This is a genomic window from Paenibacillus mellifer (assembly GCF_023195895.1).
Lineage (GTDB): Bacteria > Bacillota > Bacilli > Paenibacillales > Paenibacillaceae > Fontibacillus > Fontibacillus mellifer.
Map to the genome: position 1 here is coordinate 288217 of NZ_JALPRK010000002.1, position 12720 is coordinate 300936.

Below are 12720 nucleotides of genomic sequence, written 5' to 3' on the forward strand. Positions count from 1 at the left end.
GGCGCCATCCTTCAGCTATCGGAAGTCGGGGCGCCCGTCAGCGTTTCAATATCGTTAGAACCGTAGAAAAATAAGACCACCAGAATGATGATCACGATCAGTTCTGAGAAACCTTCGCCGTCAAATTCGCTCATTATGGCAAACCCCCGTATCGTGGTTATGATGATAAGCGGGCAATTCTCCTGTTCAGGAGGAATTGTCCGCTTTTTTCTTCATGGCGTTGATGATATCATTAATGGTCATGTCCCCGTTCTCATTGAGGAAGTTCAGCAATTTGTCGGCGTTCGCATCGCTGCTGATCGTTTTGTATTCGCCAACGAGAGAAACAAACATCGTGGCATTGCGGTATAACTGGACGGAATCCACGCGAAGTTTACCGGAAAGCAGCAGCGCAGCTACCGTATATTCCGGAGTTTTGGGCCGGAAACCGCCCTTTTTGCCGTTTTTCTTGCTGGAGGACGAGGATTTGCCTTTTCCGGCTGAGTTCATAGCCTAACCTTCCTTAACTGGATGGAATCCGGTTACTTGTCATGCGGAACCGGTGTGGAAGACAGTTCCCTGTTATTTATGCTATGCAGCCTTTTGGGGATGGTGTAGACGATAGAAGCAAGAGTCCCAACTATCTTTCGCTGGACGGGATTGACAATCCAGGCAGGGATCGGTAGAGTAATAAATGAATTGCATAGGAATCCACTAGGGGCGCCGTAAACGGCTGAGACAAGAGACCATCTTGGACCCTTTGAACCTGATCTAGTTCATACTAGCGTAGGAAAGTGGAGCCGGCCCCATGTGAATAGCTCTTAGGTTGTCGTATAAATTCCAGCCTAGGACTTAATCCAGCCGCTCCCTCTACGGAGCGGCTTTTTTGCGCGCTCTGTGATCAGGACGTTTGGCGTTCGCCTTCTCAGGGGATTTCCAAGCTAATCATTTTGGGAGGTGGAGACGATGGGGTTTTCTCAAGAATTACGCAGGCAGGCTGACGGGATTTATCAAGCGATATTTGATCATCCATTTGTCAGGGGTATTGCGAGCGGCCAATTACAGAAAGAACAGCTCATTCATTACGTTAAACAGGACTATGAATATTTAAATGCCTACATGCGTATTTACGGGATCGCGATTTCCAAGTGCCGGACTCGCGAAGAGATCGCGGGGTTCAATCAACAGATCGAGTTCATCTTAAACAGTGAGATTCATCCGCATCACAATTTCTGCCGGGTGGCGGGGGTGGATTTTGAAGAGTTGCAGGGATATCCGCTCGCGCCTTCGGCTCATCACTATATCCGTCATATGCTGACGGTAGCCCATGAAGGAAGTTTGGGGGAGATTTACGCTGTTCTCCTGCCTTGTCCGTGGACCTATCTGGAGATCGGTCAGAAACTGCTTGAGGAAGTCAAGCCGACGCCGGAGCATCCCTTCTATGAGTGGATCCAATTCTATGGTCAACGAGCGGGAGGCGTAACGGAGAAGTTCGCCCAGGCGCTGGACCAATGGGCGGAAACTGCACATCAGGCGGAACGCCAAAGGATGGCCGAGCATTTTATCCAAAGCTGCCAACTAGAATATCTCTTCTGGGACATGGCGTATCGGCTGGAGGACTGGCCGGTTGCGGAGCCGAAGATGTCGCATTCATTTCATTGATCGAAAGAGAGGTTGGAATCATGAGTTTGTTAGAAAAAGAGTTGTCCGATGTGCTGGAAAAGGTGCAAAATACGAAACCCCTCGTGCATAACATGACCAATGTGGTCGTCACGAATTTTACGGCGAATGGCTTGTACGCGCTTGGCGCATCACCGGTCATGGCCTACGCACCCGAAGAGGTGGCTGATATGGCCAAGATCGCCGGAGCCCTCGTCCTAAACATCGGCACGTTGTCCACGCCGCAGGTCGATGCGATGATCCTCGCCGGCCGTTCGGCGAATGCCCATGGCGTGCCGGTGTTGCTCGACCCGGTCGGTGCGGGAGCAACCGCCTTCCGCACCGAGTCGGCCTTGCGCATCCTGCGCGAGGTGAAGGTATCGCTCGTGCGCGGTAACGCGGCGGAGATCGCCCATCTCGTCGGAGAGTCCCGCGAGATCAAGGGCGTTGACGCCGGCGACACCGCGGGGGCCGAGTCGGCCGATCTCGCGGTGCGGGCCGCACGAGCGCTGAACACGGTCGTGGCGATCACCGGCCGTGAAGACGTCATCACCGACGGGCTGCAGTGCCGGATCGTCAGCGGCGGGGACGCTCTGCTGACTCAAGTTACCGGCACGGGCTGCTTGCTCACGTCGGTGCTGGGGGCTTTCGCCGCGGTGGAGCGCGATCTGCTGCTGGCCGGCACCTCCGGGCTGGCGTTCTACGGCGCTGCCGCGTCCCGCGCCGCCGAGCGGACGGCGGCCGCCGGCCCGGGCAGCTTCCAGATCGCGTTCCTCGACGAGCTGGCGAAGCTGCATCCGCATTCGCTTAAGGGCCACGCGGCGGTGCGTGAAATGCAGGCGACCGGCACCGGCGGATGGTGGGTCGGATGAGCCGGATCGCCAGGGCGCTGACGGTCGCCGGGTCGGACAGCGGCGGCGGGGCCGGCATTCAGGCCGACCTCAAAACGTTCCAGGAGCTGAACGTTTACGGAATGTCGGCGATCACCGCCGTAACGGTCCAGAACACGCTGGGCGTGACAAACGTTTACCCGCTACCGTCGGAAGCGACCTCGGAGCAAATCGAGGCGGTTGGCTCCGACCTTGGCGTGGACGCGCTGAAGACCGGGATGTTGTTCAGCGCCGACATCATTGAAGCGGTTGCCGACCAGATTCGTGCATTTAGCTGGACCCAAGTAGTTGTCGACCCAGTGATGGTCGCCAAGGGCGGCGCTTCCTTGCTTCAGCCGGAAGCGGTGCGGGCACTGCGGGAGGTGTTGCTACCGCTGGCCTACATCGTTACGCCCAATCTCCCGGAGGCGGAGGTGTTATCCGGTCTGTCGATTCGTACGCTGGAGGACCGCCGCGAGGCGGCAAAACGTATTTGTGCGTACGGGGCGCGGCAGGTCGTGATCAAAGGCGGCCACGCCGACGAGAGCGGCGATCGCATCGTTGATTTGTATTATGACGGGGAAGCTTTCACTGAGCTGGTTGGGCGTCGGATACCGACTCGGCATACGCATGGCACGGGCTGCACTTTCTCAGCTGCGCTGACAGCTGAGCTTGCCAAAGGTGCGCTGGCATTAGATGCGGTACGGACCGCCCGGGCCTTCATCCAAGCGGCGATTGAACAGGGGCTTGAACTGGGGCAAGGGCATGGCCCGACGAATCATTTTGCTTACCGCCGCCTGTTAGGAGCTTCTCGATGAGGAGTGGTCGCATCGAAGACGCCCGCATGCGTCAGCTGCTGCAGACGTACCTGGTCATCGGCAGCCCAAACTGCCGGGAGGAGCCGCTGCGCGTGCTGGAGGAGGGGCTTGCCGGAGGCGTTACGCTCGTGCAATTTCGGGAGAAAGGGCCGGGCGCGCTTACCGGAGAGTCACTGCGAGCGCTTGCCCTCCAGCTACAGGCCGCCTGCCGCAGGAGGGGCGTACCGTTCCTCGTGAATGATGACGTGGAACTGGCCCTCGCGATCAACGCCGACGGCGTTCACGTCGGCCAGGAAGACGAGGTGGCTGTGCGGGTCCGCGCCCGGATCGGCGATCGCATCCTCGGCGTTTCCGCGCACACGCTCGCCGAGGCGGAGGCCGCCGTTCACCACGGCGCCGATTACCTCGGCATCGGGCCAATCTATCCCACGGCCTCGAAAGCGGACGCCGAGGCGCCGCAAGGGCCGGGTATTCTCCGCATGCTGCGCGCCAGCGGCATCACCTTGCCGTTAGTCGGCATCGGCGGGATTACGACCGAGACGGCCGGCGAGGTGATTCGCGCCGGGGCGGATGGCGTTGCCGTGATTTCCGCCATTACACAGGCGGCAAACATTCGTGAGGCAGCCTCGCGCTTCGTTGCGATATCGGTTGCAGAATCATCCTGAGAGCACTCGTATATTGTACAGAACAGACCTTTGCTAAATAGGCGAAGGTCTGCCATTTTATGGGTGTTATGACAGGGGACAAATGTATTCCTTCGTCTTTTGCCATGAATTAAGCAGGAATGGATGTTTTTTTAAATCCAACTCCTGTGGTATAATATCCTCAAAGTTTGGCTACGCTGTTAATTTGCTCTGATGTCGATGAGAATTTTTATCGAAGTTACATAGATAACCGCAACTTTTTTGGCCCTGTTCGGTAATAATTGATGTAAGAATCGAACGGGAAGATGGCCCATGGAAGCGCGAGGAGGATCGCACCTAAATGACGGATTCCCAAATGATTCGAGAGATTAAGGAAGGCAATACGGAGCTGTACTCGGAGCTGATGCGAAGGTATCAGCGGAAGATATTGGCCTTCGTTTATCACATGTTAAAGAGCGCTCATATGGAGCTGCTTGCCGAAGATTTATGCTCGGAAACGTTCTATAAAGCATTTCGCAGCTTGCACTCCTTCAGAGAGTTAGATGCTTCTTTCTCAACCTGGTTGTATACGATTGCCCGTAACACGGTGCTCAGCGAACTTCGCAAACAAAGAAACGGCAATGTCCCCTTGGATGAAAGCGGGATTGTTCCCGTAGCTTCTAACGATGTCGTCCCTGAGCAAGCGGTATTACGGAGCGAGAAAGTGGGCATGGTGAGAGAAGCTATCAACAATCTGCCGGAGAAGCAAAGATCGGCTTTGATCTTGCGCGAATACGATCAATTGGATTATCAAGAGATCGCGAATATTCTGGGACAGAGTGTCAGCGCCGTGAAGTCGCTGTTGTTCCGGGCGCGCAGCAGTGTAAAAAGTCAGCTTGAACCCTACTTTTATGAACCCATCTACGAGCATTACGAAGGGATGAAAAGCAGATGAATTGTAGAGAGGCCCAAGAATTGTTCGGATTGTTAAGGGACCTGCCCGAACAACACCCTCAGCGGATCATGCTGGAGCGGCATCTTTTGGGCTGCGAGTCTTGCGCAGGCGAATATCAACTATGGGAAGAAAGCCTGGACATGCTGCAGTACATACCGATGGAAGTGACGGAAGAGCAAGCGGAAACGGTAAACCGACGAGTGATGGATCGGATTTATGCCGAATCTCCTTGGCTGGCTCCCGACGTCAAGCGCGGCGTCACCCGCCGGTTCCGGCGGAGAGTCGTGTTCTGGGCCGCCAGCTTCCTGGCGATCTTCCTGTGCAGCTTTGTGTTCCTGTTGATGGATCATACCCCATCGAACCAGAAAGCGGCCGAACCGATGACCGGAATTCTACCAACGGCTGTCGCGGCAGCCGGATCGGAGTCGGATGCATACGAGGAATTCTCGTTCGCCTTGCCTAGCGTGTCGCGTGGGATTGTAGAGCCTTTTGCCGTGCAAATGGGCCCGGCTTATCCGCAGTACTGGATGGTGCTCTCTATGGCAGGCATGTTGCTGGCCCTCTTCTCCTGGAAAGGGCTGCGCCGCACCAAAAGATAAACTTGGGTTCACAAACGCTTCTTCCGCTATTGGAGCGGGCGGGGCGTTTTTTACATCTAAAGGGGGATGAATATGCTCGTTGGTTTGATTCGCCACGGACTAACTGATTGGAATGCGATAGGGAGAATTCAAGGGCAAAGCGATATCCCCTTGAACGATGAGGGACGGCGACAAGCCAGACTGCTAGGCCAGAGACTGAAAGAGGAAGGCGAATACCGCTGGGATTTCGTCATGACGAGCAACTTGTCACGGGCGCGCGAGACCGGCGAAATCTTAGCCGGTATTTTGGGGATTCCGCTGTACGATCCCGACTCGCGGTTGATGGAACGATCGTTTGGTCAGGTCGAGGGCATGACTTTGGTGGAAAGAGAAACGTTATGGGGCAAGGATTGGGACCGGCATGAGCTGGGTCAGGAGAAAGACGAGGAGATCCGTCAACGAGCCTTGTCCTTTATGGCTGATTTGGCGGAGCGTTTTCCGAGCAACAATGTGTTGGTTGTTTCGCATGGCGGTCTGCTGGCCCAGCTATATATTGCCTTGTACCAGGAGAAATGCCAGGAACGGATCAACAACTTGTCCTTAACCATTCTAGAGAATAACGAGCAATCCTGGGATTTACGATTGTATAATTGCACACGTCACTTGCAGGAAAGTGTCAAGGAACCGAAGTAAACCGGCTTAGGCCGGCTTATTTTTTTTGCTATTTTTTCGAGATAATTTCATTTCTCGAGAATAAACGCCGGAAAACCTTCCCATAATGGGATTAAAACGGCGAGGCGGTAAAACTATGAATCTGGCGGATATGCTCACTTTTGCCGATATCGGACAACTTAGCAGAATAGCGGATCATTACCGCTGCGAATGCAGCGGGCATTCGAAGCATGAATTGATTCAATCCATCCTGCAGACGATAGGTCGCCGCGATTTTATCGAACGGCATATCGGAGGCATGAGTTTGGAGGATTTTCGCTTCCTGAACACCCTCCTGTTCGACGGACGCCGTCAGTTCAGCTTAGAGGAGCTGGTCGCTTGTGCGCAGGGCTCGCGGTTTACCGAAGATGCCAAGGAGCGGGAAAGCCCGCGGGAGATGATTGCCCGCTTCCGCCAGCAGGGGTGGTTGTTTAATGGAACGACTCAGCAGACCCGCTACCTGTTCGAGGTTCCTGAGGATTTGAAGCGACGGTTCCGAGAAGCTCTTGAACGCCGTTTTCTTGCCGAAGTGAAGGCCGCCGCCGCCGAACCGCCGATGTACCGGGAGGAGCCGGACATGCTGTCCGCCGACCTGCTGCTCTTCCTGCAATATGTCTCTCGGCACGATATCTCGCTAAACAGCGAAGGCGTCATGTACCGGAGAAACCAACTGCAGATTCTGGAATCGCTTCACGTATCCGAGGGGTTAGTTGGTAAAGGGTGGCGTTTCGGGTATGGTCGCCGTTTTAAAGATTATCCGAATCGGTTGGCGCTCCTTTACGATTATGCCTATCACACTCGACTCATTCAGGAGAACAACCATCGACTGGAATTGACGGAAGCAGGCGCGGCCTACCTGGCGGAGGAACACAAAGAACCCATGATACAGTTCGTCCGCTTTTGGTTAAGATTATATAAAGGGCCCATTCCTAACTTGCTGTCTCTAGTCTACTGGATTTTATGTTGTTCGAAAGATTGGGTGACGATCCCCTCGTTGTTCGAAAGGGTTGAAGCCCTGATCAAACCGTTTTTTTATGACACGCCCGCTTCGATTTTTGAAGAGCGAATCTTGCAGATGATGCTCCATTTAGGCATGGTTCGTTTCGGTGAAGACGAGCGGCACGAGCGGTATGTGCAGGCTTCTCCGTTTGGAAAGCAAGCGGTTCAACAAATTCATAAGGCCTAAGCGTTGTTGAAGGCGATCAACGCACTTACATAACTTCTAAAGCAGACGCTTCCGGCCTGGGTGAAATCGGGATTGAGCAGGACATGCCGCCGTGATTCACAGATACCGCATAGGCACAGGCACATTAATGAGTATAGGGGCGATCGTCCTAAACGGCGCGGATATCGGTGAATATGCTTTAGTAGGAGCAGGTTCTTTAGCGACGGAAAATACCATCCTTCCACCCTATGCAAAAAGATCATTTAACGATGGTTTGGAGGTGCATCCTATGGATCAGATGAAGGTTACTTATGAAGCAATGCTTGGATTGGCGGCGGAAATGATATGGGACGAAGCGCTCCGGAAGCATCGCTCGGAACAGATCTACAACGAGATCGACACCGCCTTGGCGAATGGCGATGAGGATGCCTTCCGGCTCCTGACGGATGAACTGAAAACATTGGAAGAACGCTAAACGGCAAACCGCCCCATCTGTTCACAGGATTGAACAGAAGGGACGGTTTTTTTGTAACAATCCTAGCGGGGTTTAGTCGTAATTGCGTACGGCCGGAGTGAACATGACGGCCAGAAGGGCTAAGGTGCCGATCGCTGCAAACAGCGCGATCGTTTGCAGGCCGCCGATATAATCAGCTAGCCAGCCGACAATGATATAACCGATCGGGAGCAGGGCGAACGACCCCAGCATATCCAGGCTGGCTACGCGACCAAAGGTCTCCTGAGGCACCATCTCCTGCAAACTGGTCTCCCAAATCAGGCCAAACATCATCATCCCGAATCCTTCGATGGCAAAGAGAGCGCAGAGTACGGCCGGAGAAGGGGCTGCGGCCATCAGCAGGAGGGCGATGCCGCTTAACAATGCCCCGCCGTAAGCAATCAGGCCTCGGCGCCTCAAGCGTCTCTTCGCACCAAACAACAAGCCGGCAGCAATGGCTCCCGCACCCGAGCAGGTTACGGCGATGCCGTACACATACGGTTGCAATTCCAAGTGGATTTTGAATAACCAAGGGATCACAACGGTGACAATGGCACCAAAGCAGATGTTAACCAGAGAAAAGGCCAAGATGGTGATCCACAGCCATGGTTTGCTCTTCAGCACAACCAAGCCTTCCTTGAAATCCGCCCCCATGCCTAAGCTTTCGCCTGGTGGCTTCGGTTGATAGGCAATTAGCTTCCGAAGCCCATAGAGACATAGAAACGAAATCACATAGGTCATGGCATCAAGCGCAACTCCCCATCCGGCCGAGAAGAACGTGACCAGCACGCCACCCAGGGAAGGGCCGATCAAACGAACCGCTTGATTGCTGATTTGGGTTAGCGCATTAGCGGAATTGCGGATGTCAGGGGTGAACACGGTGGCACGAGTAGCCGCATAAGCGGGTTGAAACAAACCATCCATTAACCCATACAAGGTGACAAGTACAAAGAGCAATTGAATGGTTAAGGCGTTGGTAAATAGCAGCGTCGCCAGGATGGCCATAACACCAAACCGAAGCAGATCCGTCAGTAACATCAAATTTGTGCGATTATAGCGGTCAACCAACGTTCCGGAAATCGGGAGCATGACGATGTTGGGCAGCATATACGCAGCCATGAGTAATCCCATCGTGGTGGTCGAACCCGTCAAGGAATAGACGATGATCGGCAGGATGACCAGGGTAACGGAACTGCCGAGAAAAGAAACCAGCTGTCCAAGCCACAAAAAGGGGAATGCTTTGGATTTGCGGAAGGGCTCGGCGAACCCGGAGAAGGGGTTCTTAGCGACCGACTCGTCGGCTGGTTGGACCGCCTGCCTGGCGACGCCTTCATCCATTTGTGAAGGTTCAAGATTCATAGATACGCATCCTCCTTCTAATTAATCGAACCCGCGTCACTGTCCTGCACGCGTCCTAAGGTGAATAATACGCCGTATTCGGCGCCATCGGTGTCCTTGGCTTCCCATTTTCGGATTAGGGTATCAAGCTCGTCGATAAAGTCTTGATATTGGCCCTCGGATAGCAGCAAACGTGTTGCCACCTGGTATGGAGGCACCTCTTCGAGAAAATGGAATGCGGTGAACGTTTCAGGCTTAAAGAACGTGTTCTTGGAACGGTAATACTTCTCCATCACGCCGCCAACCGCCTGGGTGTTGACCAAATCCAACAATCCGCCGTCGTACAGCTTCTGGATGTGATAATGTACGTTCCCAGGGGTTTTGCCCAACAGATCGGCGACTTGTTTGGAGGTGTGCGCTTCAGTGGCCAACACGTTCAGAATTTTGATCCGCAAGGCGCTTTCGAGAAGCTTGCTTTGTTCGGCGTTGATTGGCATAGGAGCTTTTTTGTGGTCACCCATCATATTTCCCCCTTGAATGAGTAGAGTGTGAAAGACACGTTCTGGAATCCAAACCAATCTAAATTGCAGTATGATCTATATTACAGATCGATAGTAAACAAGAAGGATGGATTTGTCAAGAATCCCTGTTTATAATGGGGAGACATGGATTGGAAAAGGGGTTATCACATGAAATTCAGTGAAATTGAACCTTCCGCTTGGGAGGAGCTTCGACCTTATTTGGATACCTGCGTGATTCCGGTGACAGGACTAACCGGCTTGGAATTACCGTATGAAGTAACGGAAAAGTTGGAAAGACTGAGAGATATCCTTGACTGGGTGGAAATCCCTTTCAAAGGGAGAGTGGTCACGTATCCAGCTTTCCAATATCAAACGCAGGAAATGGCTCAAGCGATTAATGTCGTGTGTCGAAATGTCAAGTCTAGCGGCTTTGCTTATGTCCTTGTCGTTTCCGCTGAATTCGAATGGTTCGATGAGGAACTACCGGATGCCGATTTAATCGTGACATTACGCCGTTATGCACCGGATTCCAAGGAAGGGGCTGCTGGACGAGTGAAGGCGGCCGTACAAGAATTGTGGCAAGCAAATAAAGGTTTGTGATTGTGACAAAATATCGACAATTTCAAGAAGGGCAAGCTTTTCGATGCCCAAAAAAATGTGTCAAATTCTTGACGCTCTTAAAACCCTAATATATTATTAATATGTCTTACGCGATGTTGTGATATTTATCATTGAAACGTTCGGAAACAATTGCTTGACAAAGGGGGTTGAAGACATATGAGCAATCAGCATGACCAGCAGGAATCCTCGCATAAACCGCCTATTCGCAAAGAGATGTCCCGTCGGCAATTTCTTACATACACGCTTGGGGGCGCCACTGCATTCATGGTGGGTGGGGTGACCCTTCCTATGGTTCGTTTCGCGGTTGATCCGATTCTGCACAAGAAAGGCGAAGGTGCCTTCGTCAAGGTTGTAGAAGTTAGCAAAATCACCAACGAACCGCAGGAATATTCGTTCGAGCTCAAGCAGCAAGACGGCTGGTACCTAAGTACGGCCTCCCTTACAGCTTGGATTCGCAAGGACGAGAGCGGAAATATTTATGCGCTTTCACCGATTTGTAAGCATTTGGGATGTACGGTTGGATGGAATAACGATAATAATTTTCCGGATGAATACCACTGCCCTTGCCATGGCGCGCATTACACCAAGGAAGGTAAGCAGTTGGCGGTCGCATCGAAACCGCTTGACGAGTACAAGGTTATGATTAAGGACGATTGGGTTTATCTGGGGGATATCATCCCGAATACCATCGTGAAATAAGGAGGCGTAGATTCGGATGTTTAAAAATGTGTACAACTGGATTGACGAACGTCTTGATATCACGCCGATCTGGCGCGATGTGGCCGATCACGAGGTACCGGAGCATGTCAACCCGGCGCATCACTTCTCCGCGTTTGTGTACTGCTTCGGGGGCTTGACGTTTTTTATCACGGTCATCCAGATCTTGTCGGGGATGTTTCTGACCATGTATTACGTTCCCGATATTATTAACGCCTATGCCAGTGTGGAATACTTGCAGACACAGGTCGCTTTTGGCCAAATCGTCCGCGGCATGCACCACTGGGGGGCAAGCTTGGTTATCGTCATGATGTTCCTACATACGCTTCGTGTTTTCTTCACCGGTTCTTATAAAGCGCCGCGTGAAATGAACTGGATTGTCGGGATGTTGATTTTCTTCGTCATGATTGGTCTTGGTTTGACGGGATATCTGCTGCCATGGGACAACAAGGCGTATTTTGCCACGAAGGTAACCTTGGAAATCGCCAACTCCGTTCCTGTACTAGGCCCGGTCATCAAGGAGCTGCTGCAGGGCGGTTCAATCGTAGGCGCAGAAACGTTAACCCGGTTTTTTGCCATTCACGTGTTCTTCCTTCCGGCGGTCTTGCTGATCCTCTTGGTGGGTCACTTCATCATGATCCGCAGACAAGGGATTTCCGGACCGTTGTAAGAATTGAAACTCGAACAACAGATGATTATTTTGAACTACCTCTATAATGAAGAGAAGGGGGGCAAAAGGGACATGGCTCATCAAGACAATTCTAAGGAAAAGGTCGTGTTCGTTGGCGATTCCCGCGTCCGTAAGGGCAAAGGGTTTATCACGCCTCCGGACTATACGGCTTATCCCGGCAAGTCCGAAGCGTTCATTCCTAACTTTTTGCTAAAAGAATGGATGGTTGGCGTTGTCGTGCTCGTTGGCTTCCTGGTGTTGACCATATCGGAACCGGCTCCGCTTGGCTTCCCGGCCAATCCGACGGCTTCGGTTATCCCGATGCCGGACTGGTACTTCCTGTTCCTGTATCAATATTTGAAATATCCGTATGCCTCCGGCGACTACGTTGTACTTGGAACGATGGGGATCCCCGGCGTGATGTTCGGCGGGCTGATGCTCGCTCCATTTCTCGATCGTGGCAAGGAGCGGCGCTTCTATCAGCGTCCGATCGCATCGTCGTTGATGTTGCTGTCGATCGCTGCGGTCGTTTACTTGACGAACTTCGCCTGGACGCATTACCAACATGAGCTGGAAGCAACGGGGCAGGTGCCGGAACATATCCAGCGGGAAGAGAAAGCTCGTGAGAATCGGGAAAAGGGCTTACCGACATCCAATGCGAAACCGCAGGAAGAAGTCGCTATCGTAGAGAAGGACGACCCGGCGATGGAAATTTACAAGACGGCGACATGCATTAACTGTCACGCAGCCGACCTTAAGGGAGGCGCTGCTCCGTCGTTACGCGGAATTGGCGATAAACATGACAAGGAAGCGATTCTATCTATCATTAAAGAAGGCTATAATGGCAAGATGCCTGAAATGTACACTACTGCAATCAACAACGGCCTAACAGATCAGGACATTGACCATTTGGCCGAATGGCTTGCGAAACAAAAAACGGAACAGTAAAATAGAATGTAATGTGAAACCTGATCGTGATGCGGTCAGGTTTTTTTAAGCTTGC

The 12720-nt window shown here is 52.8% G+C and carries 17 protein-coding genes, 1 pseudogene and 1 riboswitch; of the genes and pseudogenes, 14 read left to right on the forward strand and 4 right to left on the reverse strand.

Translation table 11 applies throughout. From position 1 onward, the window contains the following. Positions 1 to 11: 11 nt before the first annotated feature. Complete coding sequence (locus tag M0651_RS24050; RefSeq protein WP_282577743.1) at positions 12 to 134, reverse strand: hypothetical protein; 123 nt, start codon at positions 132 to 134, stop codon at positions 12 to 14. 52 nt (positions 135 to 186) lie between these two features. After that, complete coding sequence (locus M0651_RS04100) at positions 187 to 489, reverse strand: hypothetical protein (RefSeq protein ID WP_248550562.1); 303 nt, start codon at positions 487 to 489, stop codon at positions 187 to 189. Positions 490 to 685: 196 nt separating this feature from the next. Further along, a riboswitch (TPP riboswitch) is annotated at positions 686 to 789 on the forward strand. A 156-nt stretch (positions 790 to 945) separates the two neighbouring features. Between M0651_RS04100 and tenA the strand changes: the two genes are divergently transcribed. The 10 genes and pseudogenes from tenA to M0651_RS04150 all read left to right on the forward strand — a co-directional run bounded on the left by tenA (position 946) and on the right by M0651_RS04150 (position 7832). Further along, positions 946 to 1641: a thiaminase II gene (gene tenA, locus M0651_RS04105; protein ID WP_248550563.1), complete on the forward strand. Its 696-nt coding sequence runs from the start codon at positions 946 to 948 to the stop codon at positions 1639 to 1641. A 20-nt stretch (positions 1642 to 1661) separates the two neighbouring features. Continuing rightward, positions 1662 to 2510 (forward strand): hydroxyethylthiazole kinase, encoded by an 849-nt coding sequence (gene thiM, locus M0651_RS04110; protein ID WP_248550625.1) that lies wholly within the window; start codon positions 1662 to 1664, stop codon positions 2508 to 2510. Further along, the gene (thiD, locus tag M0651_RS04115; protein WP_248550564.1) at positions 2507 to 3325 is read left to right on the forward strand and encodes a bifunctional hydroxymethylpyrimidine kinase/phosphomethylpyrimidine kinase; all 819 of its coding nucleotides are present in this window, start codon (positions 2507 to 2509) and stop codon (positions 3323 to 3325) included. The genes thiM and thiD overlap by 4 nt, the downstream gene beginning before the upstream one ends. Before the next feature lie 26 nt (positions 3326 to 3351). After that, positions 3352 to 3990 carry a thiamine phosphate synthase gene (thiE, locus tag M0651_RS04120; RefSeq protein WP_282577744.1) on the forward strand — a complete coding sequence of 213 codons (639 nt, stop codon included), beginning with the start codon at positions 3352 to 3354 and terminating at the stop codon, positions 3988 to 3990. Positions 3991 to 4309: 319 nt separating this feature from the next. Beyond that, entirely contained in the window at positions 4310 to 4903 is a 594-nt protein-coding gene (locus M0651_RS04125) for an RNA polymerase sigma factor (protein WP_248550566.1), read from the forward strand. Beyond that, a complete protein-coding gene (locus M0651_RS04130; protein WP_248550567.1) occupies positions 4900 to 5502 on the forward strand; it encodes an anti-sigma factor family protein in 603 nt (200 codons plus the stop codon). The genes M0651_RS04125 and M0651_RS04130 overlap by 4 nt, the downstream gene beginning before the upstream one ends. A gap of 72 nt (positions 5503 to 5574) precedes the next feature. Further along, positions 5575 to 6174 (forward strand): histidine phosphatase family protein, encoded by a 600-nt coding sequence (locus M0651_RS04135; protein WP_248550626.1) that lies wholly within the window; start codon positions 5575 to 5577, stop codon positions 6172 to 6174. A gap of 115 nt (positions 6175 to 6289) precedes the next feature. Beyond that, positions 6290 to 7378: a DUF5302 domain-containing protein gene (locus M0651_RS04140; protein WP_248550568.1), complete on the forward strand. Its 1089-nt coding sequence runs from the start codon at positions 6290 to 6292 to the stop codon at positions 7376 to 7378. A 79-nt stretch (positions 7379 to 7457) separates the two neighbouring features. Then, positions 7458 to 7607, forward strand: a pseudogene (locus tag M0651_RS04145) (gamma carbonic anhydrase family protein); the annotation flags it as partial. A 39-nt stretch (positions 7608 to 7646) separates the two neighbouring features. Continuing rightward, positions 7647 to 7832: an IDEAL domain-containing protein gene (locus M0651_RS04150; RefSeq protein ID WP_248550569.1), complete on the forward strand. Its 186-nt coding sequence runs from the start codon at positions 7647 to 7649 to the stop codon at positions 7830 to 7832. A gap of 72 nt (positions 7833 to 7904) precedes the next feature. Here M0651_RS04150 and M0651_RS04155 read toward each other — a convergent pair whose 3' ends face one another. Together M0651_RS04155 and M0651_RS04160 are read right to left on the reverse strand one after the other, a co-directional pair. Then, the gene (locus M0651_RS04155; protein ID WP_248550570.1) at positions 7905 to 9209 is read right to left on the reverse strand and encodes an MFS transporter; all 1305 of its coding nucleotides are present in this window, start codon (positions 9207 to 9209) and stop codon (positions 7905 to 7907) included. 17 nt (positions 9210 to 9226) lie between these two features. Then, positions 9227 to 9709, reverse strand: a complete 483-nt coding sequence (locus tag M0651_RS04160) for an ArsR/SmtB family transcription factor (protein ID WP_248550571.1) — start codon at positions 9707 to 9709, stop codon at positions 9227 to 9229. Positions 9710 to 9877: 168 nt separating this feature from the next. Between M0651_RS04160 and M0651_RS04165 the strand changes: the two genes are divergently transcribed. The 4 genes from M0651_RS04165 to M0651_RS04180 all read left to right on the forward strand — a co-directional run bounded on the left by M0651_RS04165 (position 9878) and on the right by M0651_RS04180 (position 12665). Then, positions 9878 to 10309: a DUF2487 family protein gene (locus M0651_RS04165; RefSeq protein ID WP_248550572.1), complete on the forward strand. Its 432-nt coding sequence runs from the start codon at positions 9878 to 9880 to the stop codon at positions 10307 to 10309. A 177-nt stretch (positions 10310 to 10486) separates the two neighbouring features. Continuing rightward, entirely contained in the window at positions 10487 to 11029 is a 543-nt protein-coding gene (locus M0651_RS04170; RefSeq protein ID WP_248550573.1) for a QcrA and Rieske domain-containing protein, read from the forward strand. Between the two features lie 16 nt (positions 11030 to 11045). Beyond that, positions 11046 to 11717 carry a menaquinol-cytochrome c reductase cytochrome b subunit gene (gene qcrB / locus M0651_RS04175; protein ID WP_155605332.1) on the forward strand — a complete coding sequence of 224 codons (672 nt, stop codon included), beginning with the start codon at positions 11046 to 11048 and terminating at the stop codon, positions 11715 to 11717. 72 nt (positions 11718 to 11789) lie between these two features. Beyond that, a complete protein-coding gene (locus M0651_RS04180) occupies positions 11790 to 12665 on the forward strand; it encodes a menaquinol-cytochrome c reductase cytochrome b/c subunit (protein WP_248550574.1) in 876 nt (291 codons plus the stop codon). Positions 12666 to 12720: the final 55 nt, after the last annotated feature.

Excerpts from the sequence above, each read along its gene's own strand:
- M0651_RS04150 (WP_248550569.1), top strand. The coding sequence starts at position 7,647 with ATGGATCAGATGAAGGTTACTTATGAAGCAATGCTTGGATTGGCGGCG.
- thiD (WP_248550564.1), top strand. The coding sequence starts at position 2,507 with ATGAGCCGGATCGCCAGGGCGCTGACGGTCGCCGGGTCGGACAGCGGC.
- M0651_RS04135 (WP_248550626.1), top strand. The coding sequence starts at position 5,575 with ATGCTCGTTGGTTTGATTCGCCACGGACTAACTGATTGGAATGCGATA.
- M0651_RS04140 (WP_248550568.1), top strand. The coding sequence starts at position 6,290 with ATGAATCTGGCGGATATGCTCACTTTTGCCGATATCGGACAACTTAGC.
- tenA (WP_248550563.1), top strand. The coding sequence starts at position 946 with ATGGGGTTTTCTCAAGAATTACGCAGGCAGGCTGACGGGATTTATCAA.
- M0651_RS04180 (WP_248550574.1), top strand. The coding sequence starts at position 11,790 with ATGGCTCATCAAGACAATTCTAAGGAAAAGGTCGTGTTCGTTGGCGAT.
- M0651_RS04170 (WP_248550573.1), top strand. The coding sequence starts at position 10,487 with ATGAGCAATCAGCATGACCAGCAGGAATCCTCGCATAAACCGCCTATT.
- M0651_RS04130 (WP_248550567.1), top strand. The coding sequence starts at position 4,900 with ATGAATTGTAGAGAGGCCCAAGAATTGTTCGGATTGTTAAGGGACCTG.
- thiM (WP_248550625.1), top strand. The coding sequence starts at position 1,662 with ATGAGTTTGTTAGAAAAAGAGTTGTCCGATGTGCTGGAAAAGGTGCAA.
- M0651_RS24050 (WP_282577743.1), bottom strand. The coding sequence starts at position 134 with ATGAGCGAATTTGACGGCGAAGGTTTCTCAGAACTGATCGTGATCATC.
- qcrB (WP_155605332.1), top strand. The coding sequence starts at position 11,046 with ATGTTTAAAAATGTGTACAACTGGATTGACGAACGTCTTGATATCACG.
- thiE (WP_282577744.1), top strand. The coding sequence starts at position 3,352 with ATGCGTCAGCTGCTGCAGACGTACCTGGTCATCGGCAGCCCAAACTGC.
- M0651_RS04125 (WP_248550566.1), top strand. The coding sequence starts at position 4,310 with ATGACGGATTCCCAAATGATTCGAGAGATTAAGGAAGGCAATACGGAG.
- M0651_RS04100 (WP_248550562.1), bottom strand. The coding sequence starts at position 489 with ATGAACTCAGCCGGAAAAGGCAAATCCTCGTCCTCCAGCAAGAAAAAC.
- M0651_RS04165 (WP_248550572.1), top strand. The coding sequence starts at position 9,878 with ATGAAATTCAGTGAAATTGAACCTTCCGCTTGGGAGGAGCTTCGACCT.
- M0651_RS04160 (WP_248550571.1), bottom strand. The coding sequence starts at position 9,709 with ATGGGTGACCACAAAAAAGCTCCTATGCCAATCAACGCCGAACAAAGC.
- M0651_RS04155 (WP_248550570.1), bottom strand. The coding sequence starts at position 9,209 with ATGAATCTTGAACCTTCACAAATGGATGAAGGCGTCGCCAGGCAGGCG.